The following is a 19,938-nucleotide window of genomic DNA, read 5'->3' on the forward strand; positions in this document are numbered from 1 at the left end:
CGGCCACGACAATGAGCACACGAATCCTGACCCTTCTGATAGTGGCCTTCAGCGCCCTTTTATCGGCCTGTAGCGCCAGCCCGCCGGCCCTGTATGTGCCGCCCGAGCAGCGTCGCCTCGAACAACAAGAGCAGCCCTGGCGCAATGACGAGCTGCTCATCATCGCCTACCACGACGTGGAGGACCACGATCCTAACCAGGCGTACCTGAGCGTCAGTACCGAGCACCTGCGCCAGCAGTTTTCCTGGCTACAGGAAAACAACTATGTGCCGGTCAGCGTAGAGCAAATTATGCGCGCCCGCCAAGGTGTGGAGCCTCTGCCTGAAAAGGCAGTGCTGCTGTCATTTGACGACGGGTATCAAAGTTTCTATACCCGCGTGTTCCCGCTGCTCAAAGCCTATCAATGGCCTGCGCTGCTGGCCCCGGTCGGCAAATGGTTGGACACCCCCGACAACGAAAAAGTGGACTTCGGCGGTCTTCCCACCGAACGTTCGCGCTTTTTGCACTGGGCGCAAATCGACGAAATGGCCAACTCCGGTTTGGTGGAAATCGGCGCGCACACCCAAAACATGCATTACGGTGCCATCGCCAACCCACAAGGCAATATCCAGCCGGTGGCTGCCGCGCATCGCTACCTGACCGATCAGAAACGCTACGAGACCGATGCCGAGTACACCGCCCGCTTTCGCGAGGATGTACGCGCCATCAGTGCCCGCGTCAAACAGCACGCCGGTAAGCCGCCGCGCGTCTGGGTCTGGCCCTATGGCCGGATCAGCGGCCTGGGCCTGCAAATTCTGGAGCAAGAAGGCTATCAGATGGCCCTGACGCTGACCGACGGCGTGGCCAACGTCCACGACCTGATGAACATGCCACGCTATCTGGTGGATAACGACCCGGACATCAGCACCTTTGCAGGCTTTATCACTGCCCGTGAAGACCGTCAGGCCGAACGCGTGGTGCATGTGGATCTGGATTATGTGTACGACCCCGATCCGGCGCAGATGGAACGCAACTTGAGCGCCCTGGTGCAACGCATCGCAGACCTGAAACCACGTAGTGTCTATCTGCAAGCCTTCGCCGACCCCACAGGCGATGGCCTGGTGCGCTCGGTCTACTTTCCCAACCGCCACCTGCCCATGCGCGCCGACCTGTTCAACCGCACAGCCTGGCAATTAAGTTCGCGTGCCCACGTCAATGTGTTTGCATGGATGCCCGTGCTGGCCATCGATACGTCCGAGCCGGCGCAACACGTACTGCAATGGCATACCGACGGCAGCCCGCCTTCCCTGCCCACACAAGGCTACCGCCGCCTGTCCCCCTTTGACCCGCGCACCCGCCAGATCATGGGCGATCTGTACGAAGATCTGGGACGCAGCGCCATCTTCTTTGGTGTCGTATTCCATGACGATGCCACGCTGACCGACTTTGAGGATGCCTCGCCCGCCGCCCTGGACGCCTACGAAAAAGCCGGCTTTGGCAGGGACATCGGGACGATACGAGCCAATCCCGAGCAGTTTGAGCGCTGGACGCGCTTTAAATCACAAGCCCTGATCGACTTGACCCAGGAACTGGCTGATCGGGTACGCAAGCAGCGCGGCCCGCAGATCAGTACGGCCCGCAATATGTACGCCCTACCGGTTCTGCAGGCCCAGAGCGAACAGTGGTTTGCCCAGAACCTGAACGATTTTCTGCAAGCCTACGACTGGACTGCCGTGATGGCCATGCCCCGCATGGAAGACATCCACGATCAGCATGCCGTGACCTGGCTGAACGAGCTGGTCGATAAGGTGGCCAGCCACCCAGAAGGCCTGCGCCGCACCGTGTTCGAAGTGCAATCCGTCGATTGGCCCGGCCAAGGGCAGCCATCCCGTCCGCTGGACTCCCATCTGGTGGCCGGCTGGCTCAATGCACTGACGGCAAGAGGGGCGCGACATGTCGGCTATTACCCAGACGACTTTGTCAACAATCAGCCCAAGATGAACGTGATTCGTCCGGAAATCACGATTGAATGGTATCCAACAAAAAATGATTGAACGACTGATCGCCCTATTGGCCCTGTGCCTGATCGTCGGAATTCCTCTGGGAATCACCGTCGCCCTGACCAGCCACCTACTACTCTACTTCATCTTCATGTACCCGCTGTTCATGTCGGGCATATGGATAGGCGGTGGCTTGATCTTCTGGTTCCAGCATGAACGCCGCTGGACCTATAAACCACACGCCCCACCCGAACTGGAAGGCATGCCGCTGGTCAGCATCCTGATCCCTTGCTTTAACGAACAGGCCAACGCCCGCTCTACCATCCTGTCCGCGCTGAATCAGGTCTATCCCAACATCGAAGTCATCGCCATCAACGACGGCTCCAGCGATCGCACCGCCCAAGTGCTCAATGAACTGAGCGAGGAGCACGACAAGCTGCGCGTCATCCACCTGGCCCAGAACCAGGGCAAGGCACTGGCCCTGCGCATGGGAGCCATGAGCGCCAGCGGCGATTACTTCGTGTGTATAGACGGCGATGCTTACCTGGACCCGGAAGGCGTCAATTACCTGGTCGCCCCCATGCTGCATAACCCGGAAGTCGGGGCCACTACCGGCAATCCGCGCATCCGCACGCGCTCCACCCTGATCGGCCGCATCCAGGTTGGCGAGTTCTCCTCGATCATCGGGCTGATCAAGCGCACGCAGCGCGTCTACGGAAAAATCTTCACGATTTCCGGCGTGATCGCAGGCTTTCGTCGTCAGGCCTTGGACGAAGTGGACTACTGGAGTCTGGACATGATCACCGAGGACATCGATGTGACCTGGAAGTTGCAGTTGGCCGGCTGGCAGGTGTTCTATGAGCCGCGCGCCCTGTGCTGGGTGCTGATGCCCGAAACACTGAAAGGCCTGTTCAAGCAACGTTTGCGCTGGGCTCAGGGCGGGGCGGAAACCTTCCTGAAATACACCCCGCAAGTACTGCGCTGGGAAAACCGCGACATGTGGCCCCTGACTCTGGAATACCTGTGCTCGACCTTATGGAGTTTCGCCCTGGGCGTGGCGATGCTGGTTTGGTTGCTTGGACAAGTGCTCCACTTGCCTGCGGCCACCCAGATCGACGGCCTGTTCCCACCCTCGTTCACCGGTATGGTGCTGGCCGGCATGTGCCTGCTGCAGTTCGCCGTCAGCATCTGGATCGACCGTCGCTACGAGCCCGATCTGCCCCTGTCGATGTTCTGGATCATCTGGTACCCATTTGTCTACTGGTTGATCAATTTCTTAACCACGCTGTGGAGTTTCCCCATGGTCATGCTGCGCCTGCGTCGCAAACGCGCCCGCTGGAGCAGCCCCGACCGGGGTATCAAGGAGCTGTCATGATCATCACGACCCAACGCCATCCCATCACTCGCTGGATAGACCGTCTACTGACCATCGCCGGCTGGTTCGTCTTCAGTTACCTGATCGCCAAAGGCTTGCTCCTATTGATCGGTCACACCATGGACAAAGCTGGCTACGAACAGATAGACCCGATCTTCCCGACCCTGACCACCTTTCTGTTCTACGGGGCGGTTCTGCTGACCAACGGCCTGCTGCTGTTGGCCTGGTCACGCTGGCGACGCCAGCAGCGCCAGCAGCGCCACCTGCGCCAGGCTCTGTACCGCCAACGCAGCCGCTTGCATCGCGCCAAGCAGCCCCCCCTGCCGCATTTTGATCACGAACAGATCGATACCGTGCGCCACAGCCGCATCGTCGTGCTCTACAACGCCCAGGACGGCGCGGTACAGCATGTTGAAGCAGCCAATCCGCTGCCCATGCAGCAGGCAACCGGCACCTATGACGGAAAACCACTGACACCGCTGATCTTTCGTCCGCGCGCCTACCCCAAACAGCCTACGCCGAATCAATAGTACCGACGCAAAAACAACCCTGCACAAGGGCAAACAGCCTAGGAAATGCGGCTCATGTAATTGCAGATGGCCGTCTCTACCATAGTCAGTAACGCCGATGTATCAAGCCGTAAGGCGAAGGAACAACAGGTGCTGCAATGACAAAACCATACCAACAAGGGGCCGTGCTGCTGGCAATGCTGTGTGTCATGAGCAGCGCCGCCGCACAACCAGGCAGAGATACCAGCAAGCCCAAACCGGCCAACTTCATGGAAGCCATCCGGCAGGCTGAAGTGGTTCGCAAGAACCTGTTTGACGATCCGCTCGCGGGCATCGTCATCAACCGCACCGTAACGGTGCAAGGACAAGACTTTTACCGCTACTTCAGCAATCGCTGGCGCGAGCTGACCGGGGCCAGCCCCTTCACCCTGACGGTGGTGGAGCGCCCGTCGGCCCGCTGGGGTAGCGAGATCTGGGTCGAATACCGTCGCCAGCGCATGTATCACGCTTTTCTCACGCCCGCGCGTTCCGGCACAAAGAAGGCCAGTGAGCGGGCCGTGGATCTTGTTCTGGAAAACGTCAATAAAAGCGAAATCGAACGCGTACTCACCAACAACCCGGACCTTGCTCCGGACGAACTTTAATAAGAGAGACATAACGTGAAGACTTTCCTGCCCCTTGCCTCTGTTCTGCTGACCGGTGCGCTCTTTGCTCCCGTCCATGCAACCGAACTGATATATACCCCCGTCAATCCGAATTTCGGCGGCAGCCCGCTCAATGGGCAATGGCTACTGAACTCGGCCCAGGTCACCAACAAGCACACGGACCCCGAAGCCGAAGACCTGGGCTCGTCCTTTGAGCAGCGCACACCCTTTCAGGACTTCAACGATCAGTTGGAGCGCTCGGTACTCAGTCGCCTGGCCTCGGCCGCGTCCTCGCAGTTTGTGGACAGCAACGGCAAATTCGTACCCGGCACCTTCGAGACCGGCAGCTTTACTGTCAGCGTCGTCGATATCGGCGGCGGAGCACTGACGATCACCACCACGGACCGGATCACCGGCGCTTCCACTACTTTCCGAGTGATGCAACCATGATGAGCACAGTGACCGTCCTGAACGCGCGCCCAACGCGCCTGTTAAGCGTGCTGGCCCTGACCTCGGCCCTGGCTGCCTGCGCCGTCCCCTCCACCCCGGCCGAAGTCAAAGGCTCTGCCTACCTGACGCCCGCCTCGCCAGCCACGCACGATCTGCTGGAGCTGCCCGCGCCCGCCCAGCGCCTGACCGTGGCCGTCTATGGGTTTCGTGACCAGACCGGCCAATACAAGCCCAATCCGGACAGCTCCTTTTCCACCTCAGTCACCCAGGGAGCCGCCGCCCTGCTGGTCAAAGCCTTGCGTGACTCGCGCTGGTTCACTCCGGTCGAGCGCGAAAGCCTGCAGGAACTGCTGACCGAGCGGCGCATCGTGCGCGCCCTAGACGGATCGCAGGAAAACGGCCAGCGCACCGCCATCAACATCCCGCCGCTAGCCCCGGCCGAAATCATGATGGACGGAGGCATCATCTCCTATGAAAGCAATGTGCGCACAGGCGGCGCGGGCGCGCGCTTTCTGGGCGTAGGTCTGTCTACCCAGTATCGGGTTGACCAAGTCACGGTCAACCTGCGAGCCATCGACGTGCGCACCGGCAACATTTTGCAAAGCGTGTCCACCACCAAGACCATCTTTTCCTACGAAGTCCGGCCCAGCGTCTACAAGTTCGTGAACTTCAAAGACCTGCTGGAAATCGAGGCCGGCGTAACCAACAACGAACCGGCCCAGCTCTCGGTCAAAGAGGCCATTGAATCGGCAGTGGTGCATCTGATCGTGCAAGGCATGAGGGAAGGCCAATGGCGACTGCGAAACGAGGCCGACCGTAACAACCCCATCGTGCAGAACTACATGAAGCAAAACGAAACCTATCGCAGCCTGCGCACCCAGACCGCTGTGACCAATCCTGAGGCCGCGCAAGCCAATGAGGCCACAAGCGATGAGGTGCAGACCGCTCCAGTTACCGGCAGTTGAACACGAGCAGACAGCGCGGTGGTTCCGAGAAGACCGGCCACCGCTCTCTTTCCTAACAACGGTCTTCAACATGCACTGAGGAGAAGTATATGAACGGCAAACTGTCCACATTAGCTATTGCCCTGGGCACCGCGCTGGCCCTGCCCACACTGGCGCTGGCTGACAACGCCACCGTGACGCAGACCGGCAATTTCAACAAAGGCGTCGTTCTTCAAAACCACAACGCCAACGCCAACGCGACCATCGACGTGAATGGAGACCGCAACGACGATTACATCAACCAATGGGATAACGGTACGGTTCGCACCACCGTGAAGGTCATCAACGGCAACGACAACAAGGCCGTGGTGGAACAAAGCCGCAGCGGCGGCAACTCCACGATCACCATCACCCAGTCACGCAACCGCAACGACGCCTTTGCCAGCCAATGGCAGGCCAACGGTTCGCAAATCGGCATCAAGCAATTACGCTCGGACAACAAGGCGGTTGTGGAACAAGTCCGCAGCACCGGTGACCAGGCCTGGGTAAACCAAACGGGACAAATGGGCGATGCCTATGTCAATCAATACCGAACCCGTGACGCACTGGCTGTCATCAACGACAGCGGCGCGCGCAACGACTCGGTCATCGAGCAAGACAACAGCAGCCATGTCAACGCCTTCATTACCCAGTCGGGGTACAAGGGAGATGCGTACATCAATCAATACAAAAGCATGAGCTCGACCGCCAGCATCACCGACAGCGGCAAGTACGACAAAGGCGTGATCGATCAGTGGAATGTCTCCAACTCGAACGCCTCCATCGTCCAGGGCGGTGGCCACAAAAATGATGCCACTATCAGCCAAACCGGCACGTGGTGGGGCAATTCGGATCGCCTGCACGCCAGTATTGTTCAGATCGGCTCGCATAACAAAGCCGTTACTGAACAGACCGGCTACAGCAACGATAGCAACATCATCCAAAGTGGTTTGGGTAATGACGCCTACAACTCCCAAGCAGGCATCGGCAACGATTCCTACATCAGCCAGGGCGGCGGCTATAACAAGGCCGTGGTTACCCAGGTCGGTTTCAACCTGGACTCGTCGGTAATGCAGAACGGTTGGGGCAACCGCGCTCAAGTGGTGCAAAGCGGCCTGAGCCACAACAGCACCGTCACCCAGACGGGCAACTTCAACAATGCGTATGTCAACCAGCACTAACCGGCTAATGTAAGCCAAATGTCAGCGGCAATATGTTATATAGTAGGCGCCGCTGACAACACCCAAGCTATTGATATGTAAGCGGTTTAGGGATTATGGAGCATAGGAGTAACCCGAGTTTATAAGGCTTTCTAGATACCTAATCCGAGCTTTTCGGCACAGCATGACGTTTAAAACATCAAAATTTAACGGAAACCAACAATGATTAACAATTTCACATAATTCGTCAGTTCTGAATACGGCTAGCCACCTGATAATTAGGCTGCCAACAGGAAACAAGAAAAGAAAATACCCATAACTACCAAAGACAATGACACATGCAATCCAACCAACAAAAGGCTTATTCAACGTAATGACATAGAGCCTATGACGCAGCGAGGGAGACATAAAATGACAACAATTATCATCGTGGAGCCACACACCTTATTCAGGTTGGGTATCATACGGCTGCTGGCAGACACCCTGCCCAGCGCGGAACTGCTCAGCATGGACTACGAATCAATGGAAACCGGTCTGCAGACACGATGTTGTGAGCTGCTGCTATTGTCGGTGCCATCGGCCAAGGCCTGTTTGAAGCTGCTGGCTGATGCGCACCGCAGCCTGCAACCCAGCGCCGTACTCCTGATAGCCGAGTCCCACTACGCCTTGCCTGCGCTTCAAGACATGCCTGCCGGCGTTATGGGACATTTGCTCAAGACCGCCACACCGGAATTAATGGCGGCTTCGATCAATCTGGTGTTGGCCGGCGGCTCCTGTTTTCCATCGCCTGCGCCCCAGCATCAAACGACGGCAATGGCCACGCCTGTAACCCCGCCATCGAGTCCATCGCCGTTCCAAGCCCATCCCGACAAGCTGATTACATCCTACGAGCCCATACGCTGGCCACCCGCCGATCCTGAAACAAACCATCTTGACGAAGCACGGCTGCTAGGCCTGACGCCGCGCCAGTATGAAGTGCTGGTGCTATTGGCACGCGGCATGACCATCAAGGGCGTGGCCCGGCAGTTGAATATTTCATCGGCTACAGCCAAAGCGCATGCTGAAACCCTGTATATGCGGATGAACGTACACAACCGCAACGAGGCCGTCTATCACGCGGTCTCCAAAGGAGCCAGGCTAGGGATGCCCAACACCCACATCGAAAAAGCCTGCTAACCGCAGGCTTTTCTACTACAGCATCCCTAATTGCAAGCGGGCTGATTCACTCATACGTTCCCGGCTCCAAGGCGGATCCCAAACCAGCTCCACCACCGCTTTCTCTACGCCCTGGATGGTCTCCAGCTTATAGCGGGCTTCGTCCGCAATCATGGTGCCCATACCGCAACCCGGAGCCGTCAGCGTCATGTCCATAGTGATGGAGAACGTTTCCGGCCCAGTCTGGTTTACATGACAGGCGTACACCAGACCCAGATTAACGATATCGACCGGGATTTCCGGATCGTACACGCTGGCAAGCACAATCCAGGCAGCGTCTTCAATGGTTTTTTCGCTCAGAGGCAGCTCGGGTACAAAAACCTCGGGTTTATCCTGAGACTCGAAGCCCAGCGCATCGGCATCGACACCTTCAATCCGGTAAAGGTTGCCCTCTACCATCACGGTATAGCTGCCACCCAGCTTCTGGGTAATCGTTGCTGTACAACCCGCCTCGATCGTAACGGGAGCACCGTAAGGGATACTGACAGCCGGACAGTCCCGGCTGACCAGCACATCATGTCGTTCAAAGTAGCTCATGACTTGCTTGCGCCTTTATTCGGTTTGCGCGGTTTCTTTGGCCTGATTGATGGCGTTATGCAGGGTATGCCAGGCCAAAGTGGCACATTTAACCCGTGCGGGGAATTCACGCACACCCGACAACACTTCCAACTTGCCCAGATCTCGATCGGGATGGGCCTCTGTCAGCATGGCGTGCATATCTTGAAAGAGAGTCTCAAACTCGGCCAGACTCAGGCCCTTCACCGCTTCGGTCATCAAGGATGCCGAGGCTTTGGAAATAGCGCAGCCATGCCCCACAAAGCTGACTTTCTGCACAATGCCGTCTTCCACGACCGCGTAAACAGCCAGTTGATCCCCGCACAAAGGATTGTGGCCATTGGCAAAATGGCTGGCGTTTTCTATTACTTCAAAGTTACGCGGGCTGCGATTATGGTCAAAAATGACCTCTTGGTAGAGCTCGCGCAGCCCGTTGAAATCCTGGCTCATTTAGCCAACTCCAAATAGTTTCTGAGCTTTGCGCAGGCTAGCCAGCAAAGCATCAATGTCTGCGTAATCGTTATACAAGGCAAAGGAGGCACGAGCTGTGCCCGGAATGCCAAAACGTGTCATCAAGGGCATGGCACAATGGTGACCAGCACGCACGGCAACACCGTCCATGTCTAGGATGGTGCCCAGATCGTGTGGGTGAATGCCATCGACCAAGAAGGACACAATGCCTGCCTTGTGTGCGGCCGTACCGACAATACGGATACCCGGCATGGCCAACAAAGCGTCGGTCGCATACTCCAGCAATAGCGCCTCGTGGTCGGCAATACGCTGCATACCTATACCCATCAAATAATCCATGGCAGCTGCCATAGTGATGGCGCCCGCGATATTGGGCGTACCTGCCTCAAAGCGCTGTGGAACCGGCGCGTAATTGCTTTGCTCGAAACTGACGGTGGTGATCATGTCTCCGCCACCCATCCAAGGTGACATGCTGTCCAGAATCTCGTAGCGTACGTACAAAGCGCCCATACCCGTGGGGCCGTACAGTTTGTGTGCCGAGAACGTGTAGAAGTCAGCATCCAGAGCCTGCACGTCCACCACACCGTGGGGAACGGATTGAGCGCCATCCACCAGTACCTTGGCACCGACGGCATGCGCCTGACGGGTCATGTCAGCGATGGGATTGATCGTACCCAAGGCATTGGACACATGCCCCACGGCCAACAAGCGGGTTTTTTCATTGAGCAATTGCTTGAACGCTTCCTGATCCAGCTCGCCATTGTCCAGCACAGGCACCACGCGAATGATGGCACCGGTACGTTGTGCAACCAATTGCCAAGGCACGATATTGGAGTGATGCTCCAAGCCCGTCAGCAAGATTTCATCGCCTGCTTTCAGGTTGTCCATGCCCCAGCTATACGCCACCAGATTGATGGATTCTGTGGTGCCACGCGTAAACACAATTTCTTCGTCGCGCGCGGCATTCAGAAATGCCCGCACTGTGCTTCTGGCCTGATCGTACAGCTCAGTAGCATGCTGAGATAGCCAATGCACACCACGGTGGATGTTGGCATTGGACTGCTCATAGAATCGCGCCTCGGCTTCAATGACCGAGCGCGGCTTTTGCGTCGTCGCCCCGTTATCCAGATAGGACAGGCGTTGGCCCCGGATGGGGCGGGCCAGGATAGGGAAATCCTCGCGGTGATTCAGCAAACCAGCAGCAGTTACGGGCATAGGCGCATTCATGCAAGCTCTCCAAGGGCAAGACCGCCGGGCAACAAAGCATTGATACCAACCGTGGCACGGCTACGCAGACTCTCGGAAGCGATACGCTCCAAAGACTGGGCCGCAAACGCGTAGATCAGCATATTGCGAGCATCTTCCATCGTCATACCGCGCGAACGCAGGTAAAACAGGCTATCCGCATCCAGTTGACCCACCGTGGCACCATGTGCGCACTTGACGTCATCCGCATAGATTTCCAGCTCGGGGCGGGAGTCCGCACGTGCCATCTTGGACAAGAGCAAACTGTCCGAGCGTTGCACCGAATCCGTACCGTCAGCGCCCTTGCCAACCAGAATGCGACCACTAAATACGCCGCGAGCGGTGTCGGCCAGAATACCGCGGTAGAACTCACGGCTTTGGCAGTTAGGCTGGGCATGGTCAATGATGGTGTTGTGATCTACATGACGGCGACCGTCTACATAGTACAAACCATTGAACAAGGTTTCGCAGCGCTCACCATTGAACACGGTAGCAATATCGTTACGGGCAATACGAGCACCAAACGACAGGGAATGCGAGTTAAATACCGAACCACGGCCTTGCTGAACATCAATAGCGGCCAGATGGAAGTCCTGCGGGGCCTCCTGCTGCAACTTCATGTGCGTCAGGTTGGCATCGGGGGACACGTTCAGACGAGTCACCACGCTGCTCAGGGAAGCGTCAGTCCCGTCCTCACCCAGATAGTGCTCCACGACGGTTGCACTGGCACCGGATTCCAAGGAAATCAGGTTACGCGTGAAACTGGCGCTGCCCCCTTGCGTGCGTACAAACACCAAATGGACAGGCTGCTCCAGATGTTGACCAGCAGCGACATGCAGTGCAGCACCGTCCTGGGCCAAGGCCAGGTTCAAGGCAGCAGTGGAAGCCCCCCGAGATTCATCCCCGTAAGCTTGCTCCAGCCAGTCCGCCTCTTGTTGCAGACAGGCGCTGAGCGACGACAAGCGCACGCCTGCAGGCAATTGACTCAGGTGCGACAAGGACGCGTCGTAATGACCATCCACAAAGACCAGGAAATACCCGTCTTCGTTCTGGCGCACTGCGGCCACCCTCTCAGCAGCCGAAGCCGATTTCTGAGGCGCAAAGCGTTGTTGTTCCAGCAAAGCCAAAGAGGTGTGATGCCAGGCTTCAATACGCGTGGTTGGCCAGCCTTCTTGTGCAAACCGATCCAGAGCGCGCTGACGCATAGCGCTTAGCCATGGCAGACCGGCCCCAGGTGCTTGTGCAGCCTGAGCGGCAAAGCTGTTGACCCAATCTGGCAGACTCATACCGCAGCTCCCTTGGCTTTTTGTTCGGCGGCGGCTTGTTCCAGCACCCAACCGTAGCCACGTTCTTCCAGCTCCAAAGCCAGTTCACGGCCACCGGAACGGATAATCTGACCGCCCGCCAACACGTGCACAAAGTCAGGCACGATGTAGTCCAGCAGACGTTGGTAGTGAGTGATTACCAGCAAGGAGCGCTCGGGGGAACGCAGACGGTTCACGCCATCAGCGACCACGCGCAAAGCGTCAATATCCAGACCGGAGTCGGTTTCGTCCAGAATGGCCAGCTTGGGTTCGAGCAGGCTCATTTGCAAAACTTCGTTGCGTTTCTTTTCACCGCCGGAGAAACCCTCGTTCACGGAGCGGTACAGAAACTCTTCACGCATCCCAACAATCTTCATTTCCTCTTTAACGCGCTTGAGGAAGTCCATGGCGTCCAGCTCAGGCAAGCCCTGATGACGGCGCACGGCGTTCACGGAAGCACGCAGGAAATAGGCGTTGGAGACACCGGGAATTTCAATGGGGTACTGGAATGCCAGGAACAGGCCGGAACGGGCACGGTCTTCGATCTTCATTTCCAGCAGGTCTTGACCCAGCCAATCTACCGAACCGCCTTCAACGGTGTAGTCTTCACGGCCAGCCAGCACCTGGGACAAGGTGCTCTTGCCCGAGCCGTTCGGGCCCATGATGGCGTGGACTTCGCCGGGATTGATCTGAAGATTCAGACCTTTAAGGATAGGTTTATCTTCAACCGAAGCGCGCAAATCTTTAATCGTCAGCATTTCACTATTCTCCTTAACCTACACTGCCTTCCAAGCTGACGCCGAGCAAATTCTGTGCTTCGACCGCAAACTCCATGGGCAATTCTTTAATCACTTCTTTACAAAAGCCGTTCACGATCATGGAGACGGCGTCTTCGGCAGTCAGGCCGCGCTGCATGGCATAAAAGAGCTGGTCCTCGCCAATGCGCGAAGCCGTTGCTTCGTGTTCCACACTGGCGCTGGGGTTCTGCACTTCCATGGTTGGGAAGGTATGTGCTGCACAGCGCTTGCCAATCAGCAGCGAATCACACTGGGTGTAATTGCGGGCGTTTTCTGCCTTGGGAGTAATACGAACCAGGCCGCGATAGGTATTGATACCTTGGCCCGCCGAAATCCCCTTGGAGATAATCGTGCTACGGGTATTGCGACCCATATGAATCATCTTGGTGCCAGTATCGGCTTGTTGGCGATGGTTGCTCAGGGCGACCGAATAAAACTCGCCTTGAGAGTCATCACCACGCAAGACCACGCTGGGGTATTTCCAGGTAATGGCCGAGCCGGTTTCAACCTGCGTCCAGGAGATGTGCGAGCGTGCGCCACGGCATTCGCCACGCTTGGTGACGAAGTTATAAATACCGCCTACGCCGTCCTTATCACCGGGGTACCAGTTTTGTACGGTGGAGTACTTGATCTTGGCGTCGTCCAAGGCGACCAGCTCCACGACCGCTGCGTGCAATTGGTTTTCATCACGCATCGGCGCCGTACAGCCTTCCAGATAGCTGACCGAAGCCCCCTCTTCCGCGATGATCAGGGTGCGCTCGAACTGACCGGTATCGCGCGCATTGATACGGAAGTAGGTGGACAGCTCCATGGGGCAACGTACGCCTTTGGGGATGTACACAAAGGAACCATCGGAAAACACCGCCGAGTTCAGAGCGGCGTAGAAGTTATCGCTAGGAGGGACTACCGTACCCAGGTATTTCTGTACCAACTCCGGGTACTCACGCACGGCCTCGGAAAAGGAACAGAAGATCACACCGACTTCTTCCAGCTCTTTACGGAAAGTGGTGGCAACCGAGACGGAATCAAACACGGCGTCCACGGCCACACCGGCCAGACGAGCGCGTTCGTGCAAAGGCACACCCAGTTTTTCATAGGTGCGCAACAACTCAGGATCCACCTCGTCCAGGCTCTTGGGGCCGTCGGCCTTGCTCTTGGGCGCGGAGTAATAGCTGATGTCCTGAAAATCGATCGGTGGATATTCCACAATCGACCACTTGGGGTATTTCATGGTCAGCCACTGGCGGTAGGCAGCCAGGCGCCATTCCAGCATGAACTCCGGCTCGCGTTTTTTCGCGGACAGGAAACGGATGACGTCTTCGTTCAGACCTTTCGGTATGGTTTCAGACTCGATGTCGGTGACAAAGCCTGCCTCGTAATCACGATCGAGGAAGGTGTCCAGATGTTCGTTGACGGTACTCATTCGGTTAACTCCACGTTGGAGGTGCTCGCCTTGTTTCTGTTTTTCAATTCGGGACCCGGCTTGTGTGTCAGGGGAAATTCATTAACGGGCACACGTATCATGTCTGCAACACTGACCTCTTCCAAGGTGCGACGGACAATATCGTTGATACGCTGCCAATTACTGCGTATATGGCAATCTGACTCCACGGAACAGGCTCCAGGAGTGGCAACACATTCAGTCAAGCCAAAGGGTTGATCTTCCAGTGCATCAATAATCTGCGCTACACTTATCTGTTTGGCGGGGCGGCCCAATACATACCCTCCGCGTGCGCCTCGGCTACTGATCACCAGCTCGTGCTGGCCCAGCAGTTTAAGCACCTTGCTGACAGTTGGTTGGCCCAAACCCAGGATGGCGGCCAAGTCAGACGCACTGAACACACGGTCTGGATCGCCAGCCATGTGTGTCAGCACTAAAGTGCCGTAATCAATGATTTTACTGATTCGCAGCATTCCTTCTCTCTGAACAGGTCGTAGAACTATATAGTACTGCTTTGGTACTATATGGTCAAATTATCCCTGCAGACTTTGCTGGATATTCCACATACGGGCATAGGTGCCATCCAGGGCTAAAAGTTCGCTGTGTGTGCCCTGCTCCACGATCTGCCCACGCTCCAGAACCAGAATCAAATCCGCGTCTGTAATCGTGGACAGACGGTGGGCAATGATCAAGGTCGTGCGCTCGCGTGCAATCTCGTTCAACTCCGCCTGAATCGCCCGTTCCGTGCGGGTATCCAGCGCACTGGTGGCCTCATCCAGAATCAGCACCGGCGGATTCTTCAGCAAGGTGCGAGCAATGGCCACCCGCTGTTTTTCGCCCCCGGACAACTTCAAGCCACGTTCGCCCACAACCGTGTCATAACCATCGGGCAGGCTTTCGATGAAGTCGTGGATACTGGCGGCGCGGGCCGCGGCCACGATTTGCTCTGTGCTGGCGTCAGGACGGCCATAAGCAATATTGTGCAAAATCGTATCGTTGAACAGGACCGTGTCCTGGGGAACGATACCGATATGACGGCGCAAGCTGTCCTGCGTCCACTCATGCAGCTCACGACCATTAAACAGGATTCGGCCTTCCGTCACATCGTAGAAACGGAACAGCAAGCGCGACAAAGTGGACTTACCGGCGCCCGAAGACCCAACTACCGCAACGGTCTTGCCTGCGGGAATCTCGAAACTCAGGTTCTGGATGACCTTGCGGCGGCTGTCATAGGCGAAGCTGACGTTCTCAAAACGCACACCCGCCTGCTCACAGGACAAGACCTGAGCATTCGGCGCATCTTTCACTTCCTGCTTGCGACGCAGCAAGGAGAACAGGCGCTCCATATCGGCCAGGGAATTCTTGATCTCGCGGTAAACAAAGCCCAGAAAGTTCAAAGGCGCATAAAGCTGAGTCAGGAAGGCGGACACCAGCACAACGTCACCAACCGTCATGGTTCCGGCCAGCACCCCTTGTGCCGACATGAACAGCAAAGCTGTCACCCCAACACTGATAATCGAGGCCTGACCGATATTGAGCAGATTCAGCGATACTTGATTGCGCACGGCAGCATGAACCCACTGGCCCATATTCTGGTCGTAGCGATTGATCTCGTAGTCCTCGTTACCGAAGTATTTGACTGTCTCATAATTGAGCAAGGCGTCAATTGCGCGCGAATTGGCACGACTATCCAAGTCATTCATGGCGCGCCGATAACGCATGCGCCGCTCTGTCACCAGCAAGGTAAACACAATATAGGCAGCAATCGTCCCCAGGGTCACCGCCGCAAAGACCCAGTCGTAACGCCAAAGCAAGATCCCACAGACCAGAGCAATTTCCAGTAAGGTCGGCAAAATATTGAAGACCAGGAAATTCAGCAAAAAGCTGACGCCTTTGGTGCCCCGTTCAATGTCCCGGCTCAAACCACCCGTTTGACGTTCGGTATGAAAGCGCAAGGACAGATCGAGCAAATGGCGAAAAACGTGGTTCGCAATCAGGCGCACCGAACCTTGCGTGACTCGCGCAAACAAGGCATCCCGTATTTCACCCAAAGCGCTGGAGGCCAGACGCACAGCACCATATCCCAACAACGCGGCTACCGGCAGCATCAGCGCGGTCGCAGGTAGACTCAAGGCATCGATCACCCGCTTTAGGTAAATCGGCATCATCACTGTAGCGACTTTCGCCAGCAGCAAACAGGACAAGGCCAAGACCACACGAGTCTTGAATCGCCAAACGTAAGGAAATAAGGATTTCAGGGTGCTCAGACCACCGGAGACACCATCAAGCACTTCAGGACGAGGAGGCACACGCAACAGGCCCGAGTCCACCAGCACAAGGCCGAAGAACCGCAGACAGCTTAAAAATAAGTTACAGCACAACGCTGAAATCAAGGCGGGACAAGCAAACGATACTTTCCACTGGCAGGCAGGCTCCTGCTATGCCCTTGATACGAATACAGAAAAGAGGCCCGCTACCTGACTAATCACCAACAACAACCAGGCAGCACCTAGCCAAGCAGTATAGCCTTTTACACTCGCCACCCCTGCCAAGACCCTGCCGTCGGCGTGCTTGTTGGGCTGATTATTGGTCTGCACACCACAGTAGCGGCAGCAAAGACGTCAACCATCAAGCCTCCAGTGCTGCAGATGGGGAAATTCACGTCCTGCCACTGCAAAGAAAATGCTGGCAATCCAGCACTTTGTTACCTTCAAGCCCTCAGCGAAAGGCATACAATACCTGCTTGTCTGAAACAGGCGCAAACAAAACAAAAACAGCGTCTGATAGCGGACATATGGCTCTTGAATCCCTTTACCGTGCAAAACCCATCCATGCCGTCTTCTTCTTTTTCGTATTCTTCTTCCCTGGATCAGCTAGCCGCACAAGACAGCCAGGCGCTGGATGTGCTGTACAGCCAGGAAGCGCCCTTGATGCTGGCCTTAGGCCAGGCCGTATTGGGCCGCCGTATTGATGCCGAAGAAGTTCTGCGCGATAGCTTTGTCTTGTTGTGGAAGAATGCCGCCGGCTATGACCCAGACCTGGGCGAAGGACGCGCCTGGATTTACAGCATTCTGCGCTTCAGGCTGCTGGCTCGACTGCGTCAACGCACGCAAAGCGGCGACAACCATTACGCCCTGCCCGCCATCAAGCCACAAGCTGGACAACGTTTTATCCCTGCCTTGGGCAAGCTCGATGGCACCAGTCAACGTGCCATGATCCATGCTTACCTGCACGGCAACAGTTACGAACAACTGGGCCCTCAACTGAACCGCTCTCCCGCCCAATTACGCGCGGTGGTCCAACATGGCTTGCAGCAGCTCACTCCCCTGATCAATGAAGGCAATATCAACGACCCACGTCACGCCGTGATGATTGGCGAGTACACCCTGGGTCTGCTCAGCCAACATGAGCTGGTTCAAGCCCATAGCCTGATGCAGCAAAATGATCAGGCCGCGCGTCTGGCATTGGCTTGGGAACATGCCTGGCTGGAACTGGTGGACTGCCTGCCCCCAACATTGCCCGCGCCCACTAGCCTGGCCCATATCCACCACACCTTGGGCTTGCCACCACCTGCTGCACGTCACCAGGCTGGCAACACAGCCACTGGCGCTGACGAGTCATCCAAGCCTGACAGCGCCAACAACGCCAGTGCAAGCACTCCAGCCATCAAGTCGGAACGTCAGGAACCCGGCATAAAGACCAGCGCGGCTCAAACGCAAACTGCCACTCGCACTGAACCTCGCTGGTCAGACAACAACACTAACCCGAGCAGCAAGGCAGACGATCACACGCCGCCCTTCCCCACCTTGCTACGCGCCGACTCTGACCCAGCCACAAAAGCCGCTACTGCCGCACCCGATCCAGCGCCGACAGGTGCGCCCCCAGTGGCAGAGAAGAAAAAGTCTGCGAAAAGCGAACCTGAATCTGTGGCGATAGAGCAGAAACGCAGACCCGAACCCGTTGAAGGCGAACGCAAGTCCCTTGGCTTTGCCATGCCCATGCCAATTTTGCTAGGTGGCTTGGCGGCTATCGTGATTCTGGGCCTGGTCATTGCCTTGCTCATGAACCTGAACTCCGAGCCCCCCATCAACGTTATTGAGATGAAGCCGCGTCAAGCTGCCATTTTGCAGGCCCCCGGCCAATCCTCGACCCCGGCCTGGATTGCTACGGTGGATCCACAAGGCAATGTCTTGCTAGTGCCCAAGGTCAACACCGAAGTCAACGCCACGCAGTCGGTACAACTGTGGACACACACGCCGCGTGGCACGCAAATCCGTTCTTTGGGCTTGATTGATCCCAATCGCCCCATCACGGTACCCGCTGCTTTGATTGGCACCGTAGAAGACGAGCAGATTTTTGAAATGACGCTGGAGGCAAAAGGCGGCTCCAATAGCGGTGCACCAGAAGGCCCCGTTCTGTATATTGGCCGCATCGTCAGCTTTGGACAGCTGGATAATCTGCCCCAGGCCAATACGGAAGCTAACTCATCGGCAACCCGCTCTTAAAAGCAGCATCCAGCCGTTCCAGCTCGTCGATTTCCTCGACCGTGAAGCCCGCCTCCAGGCGGGCTTGGCGATTAAAGGGACCGCGCAAACGTGGCGCGCGATAGCGCTGTGCCAACTGACCATAGGTATCAAAGTCAGGTAAACCTTGCTCTTGGCAGACTTTGCGATACCAGTAATTGCCCAACGCGACATGCCCAACCTCATCACGCAAAATGAGGGCGATAATCGCAGCCGCTTTTTCATCTCCGGCATCCAGTAACTTACGATGCACCAGGGGGCAAGCATCCAGCCCCCGCGCTTCCAGGGTGCGCGGCACTAAGGCCAGACGCGCCAACAGATCAAAGCGCGTTCGCTCAGCCATCTCCCACAACCCGTCATGGACGGGCAAGTCCCCATAGCAGACACCGAGTGTTTGAAGATGATTGCTTAGCAGCTCAAAATGCAACGCCTCCTCCACCGCCACCTGCAACCAGCCCGCATAAAACGAGTCCGGCAAACCTGGATAACGCCACAACACGTCCAGAGCCAGATTGATGGCATTGAACTCAATATGAGCCAGAGAATGCAATAAGGCAGCGCGACCCTGAACAGTCCGCACGGAACGCTTGGGAACCTGTTGAGGGCTGACAAAACACAAACCCTGGGGCCGTCCTGGCACACCTGCCGGCTCGTCCAGATGTTCGTCTGCCCCTACGGGCAAACCATGAGCAATTGCCCTTACCGCTGCCAACTTGCCAACGGGATCTTGCACTAACAAAGCCTTTAAAGCCTGACTACGTAAGTTCACTGCGTGTTCCTTCCATGAAAAAGGCCGGCTCCAAGGCCGACCTTCTTTCCTGCTGAGCAATTCCGAATTACTGGGCCGAGCCCGGATCCGTCATTGCCAAGGCTTGATCCAACATTGTCTGGATCTGGCCAAGATTAGTGCGCAAAGCCTGCATCTCCTGACCAGTCAGTCGCACAGCCGCTTCCTGATCAAAAGGCATATCTGGGCCATCGCCCAAGCGATTGCGCGCCCCGCTGATCGTAAAGCCTTCGTCGTACAACAAGCCGCGAATCCGGCGTATCAGCAGCACCTCGTGGTGCTGGTAATAGCGTCGGTTACCGCGTCGCTTGACGGGCTTTAACTGCGTAAATTCCTGCTCCCAATAACGCAGGACATGGGGCTTGACCAAGCAAAGCTCACTGACTTCACCGATTGTGAAATAACGCTTGGCAGGGATAGGTGGCAAGGTCGCCGTCTTTTCGTTTGTGCTCATGGCCACTGATGCTGATCGACAATAGGAATGATTTTACACGTTCAGT

19 protein-coding genes are annotated in these 19,938 nt (G+C 56.7%); 9 read left to right on the plus strand and 10 right to left on the minus strand.

From position 1 onward, the window contains the following. The first annotated feature begins 11 nt into the window (after positions 1-11). From pgaB to LNA76_RS05365, 8 genes are all read left to right on the plus strand, one after another. A complete protein-coding gene (gene pgaB, locus LNA76_RS05330) occupies positions 12-2,033 on the plus strand; it encodes a poly-beta-1,6-N-acetyl-D-glucosamine N-deacetylase PgaB (protein WP_230018268.1) in 2,022 nt (673 codons plus the stop codon). Continuing rightward, positions 2,026-3,354 carry a poly-beta-1,6-N-acetyl-D-glucosamine synthase gene (pgaC, locus tag LNA76_RS05335; RefSeq protein WP_094196601.1) on the plus strand — a complete coding sequence of 443 codons (1,329 nt, stop codon included), beginning with the start codon at positions 2,026-2,028 and terminating at the stop codon, positions 3,352-3,354. Before pgaB ends, pgaC begins: the two co-directional genes overlap by 8 nt. Then, positions 3,351-3,884 (plus strand): poly-beta-1,6-N-acetyl-D-glucosamine biosynthesis protein PgaD, encoded by a 534-nt coding sequence (pgaD, locus tag LNA76_RS05340; RefSeq protein ID WP_230018270.1) that lies wholly within the window; start codon positions 3,351-3,353, stop codon positions 3,882-3,884. The genes pgaC and pgaD overlap by 4 nt, the downstream gene beginning before the upstream one ends. A 137-nt stretch (positions 3,885-4,021) precedes the next feature. Beyond that, the gene (locus tag LNA76_RS05345) at positions 4,022-4,507 is read left to right on the plus strand and encodes a curli production assembly/transport protein CsgE (protein WP_009454353.1); all 486 of its coding nucleotides are present in this window, start codon (positions 4,022-4,024) and stop codon (positions 4,505-4,507) included. A gap of 15 nt (positions 4,508-4,522) precedes the next feature. Beyond that, a complete protein-coding gene (locus tag LNA76_RS05350) occupies positions 4,523-4,957 on the plus strand; it encodes a curli assembly protein CsgF (RefSeq protein WP_094196599.1) in 435 nt (144 codons plus the stop codon). Continuing rightward, a complete protein-coding gene (locus LNA76_RS05355; protein WP_376912926.1) occupies positions 4,954-5,922 on the plus strand; it encodes a CsgG/HfaB family protein in 969 nt (322 codons plus the stop codon). The genes LNA76_RS05350 and LNA76_RS05355 overlap by 4 nt, the downstream gene beginning before the upstream one ends. 89 nt (positions 5,923-6,011) lie before the next feature. Then, complete coding sequence (locus LNA76_RS05360; RefSeq protein WP_094196597.1) at positions 6,012-7,121, plus strand: curlin-associated protein; 1,110 nt, start codon at positions 6,012-6,014, stop codon at positions 7,119-7,121. A gap of 390 nt (positions 7,122-7,511) precedes the next feature. Then, positions 7,512-8,276 carry a response regulator transcription factor gene (locus LNA76_RS05365; RefSeq protein WP_230018272.1) on the plus strand — a complete coding sequence of 255 codons (765 nt, stop codon included), beginning with the start codon at positions 7,512-7,514 and terminating at the stop codon, positions 8,274-8,276. A 15-nt stretch (positions 8,277-8,291) separates the two neighbouring features. Here LNA76_RS05365 and sufT read toward each other — a convergent pair whose 3' ends face one another. From sufT to LNA76_RS05405, 8 genes are read right to left on the minus strand one after another with little or no spacing between them, the layout of a single operon-like run. Further along, positions 8,292-8,852 (minus strand): putative Fe-S cluster assembly protein SufT, encoded by a 561-nt coding sequence (gene sufT / locus LNA76_RS05370; RefSeq protein ID WP_094196595.1) that lies wholly within the window; start codon positions 8,850-8,852, stop codon positions 8,292-8,294. Between the two features lie 15 nt (positions 8,853-8,867). Beyond that, on the minus strand, positions 8,868-9,320 hold the full coding sequence (gene sufU / locus LNA76_RS05375) for a Fe-S cluster assembly sulfur transfer protein SufU (protein WP_230018274.1): 453 nt from the start codon (positions 9,318-9,320) through the stop codon (positions 8,868-8,870). After that, the gene (locus LNA76_RS05380) at positions 9,321-10,568 is read right to left on the minus strand and encodes a cysteine desulfurase (RefSeq protein ID WP_094196594.1); all 1,248 of its coding nucleotides are present in this window, start codon (positions 10,566-10,568) and stop codon (positions 9,321-9,323) included. Next, complete coding sequence (sufD, locus tag LNA76_RS05385) at positions 10,565-11,872, minus strand: Fe-S cluster assembly protein SufD (RefSeq protein WP_108727427.1); 1,308 nt, start codon at positions 11,870-11,872, stop codon at positions 10,565-10,567. Before sufD ends, LNA76_RS05380 begins: the two co-directional genes overlap by 4 nt. After that, positions 11,869-12,648 (minus strand): Fe-S cluster assembly ATPase SufC, encoded by a 780-nt coding sequence (gene sufC / locus LNA76_RS05390; protein ID WP_094196592.1) that lies wholly within the window; start codon positions 12,646-12,648, stop codon positions 11,869-11,871. Before sufC ends, sufD begins: the two co-directional genes overlap by 4 nt. Positions 12,649-12,661: 13 nt before the next feature. After that, positions 12,662-14,110 (minus strand): Fe-S cluster assembly protein SufB, encoded by a 1,449-nt coding sequence (gene sufB / locus LNA76_RS05395; protein WP_094196591.1) that lies wholly within the window; start codon positions 14,108-14,110, stop codon positions 12,662-12,664. Next, a complete protein-coding gene (locus LNA76_RS05400) occupies positions 14,107-14,601 on the minus strand; it encodes an SUF system Fe-S cluster assembly regulator (RefSeq protein WP_094196590.1) in 495 nt (164 codons plus the stop codon). Before LNA76_RS05400 ends, sufB begins: the two co-directional genes overlap by 4 nt. A 60-nt stretch (positions 14,602-14,661) precedes the next feature. Further along, positions 14,662-16,443 carry an ABCB family ABC transporter ATP-binding protein/permease gene (locus tag LNA76_RS05405; RefSeq protein WP_094198338.1) on the minus strand — a complete coding sequence of 594 codons (1,782 nt, stop codon included), beginning with the start codon at positions 16,441-16,443 and terminating at the stop codon, positions 14,662-14,664. A gap of 486 nt (positions 16,444-16,929) precedes the next feature. Between LNA76_RS05405 and LNA76_RS05410 the strand changes: the two genes are divergently transcribed. Beyond that, complete coding sequence (locus LNA76_RS05410; RefSeq protein ID WP_230018276.1) at positions 16,930-18,633, plus strand: anti-sigma factor domain-containing protein; 1,704 nt, start codon at positions 16,930-16,932, stop codon at positions 18,631-18,633. Here LNA76_RS05410 and LNA76_RS05415 read toward each other — a convergent pair. Together LNA76_RS05415 and LNA76_RS05420 are read right to left on the minus strand one after the other, a co-directional pair. After that, positions 18,608-19,420: a ferritin-like domain-containing protein gene (locus LNA76_RS05415; RefSeq protein WP_230018278.1), complete on the minus strand. Its 813-nt coding sequence runs from the start codon at positions 19,418-19,420 to the stop codon at positions 18,608-18,610. The genes LNA76_RS05410 and LNA76_RS05415 overlap by 26 nt on opposite strands. 67 nt (positions 19,421-19,487) lie before the next feature. Next, positions 19,488-19,892 (minus strand): MerR family transcriptional regulator, encoded by a 405-nt coding sequence (locus tag LNA76_RS05420; protein WP_108727425.1) that lies wholly within the window; start codon positions 19,890-19,892, stop codon positions 19,488-19,490. Positions 19,893-19,938 lie beyond the last annotated feature (46 nt).

The sequence above is a fragment of the Alcaligenes sp. MMA genome (assembly GCF_020907215.1).
Taxonomy (GTDB): domain Bacteria; phylum Pseudomonadota; class Gammaproteobacteria; order Burkholderiales; family Burkholderiaceae_B; genus Alcaligenes; species Alcaligenes aquatilis.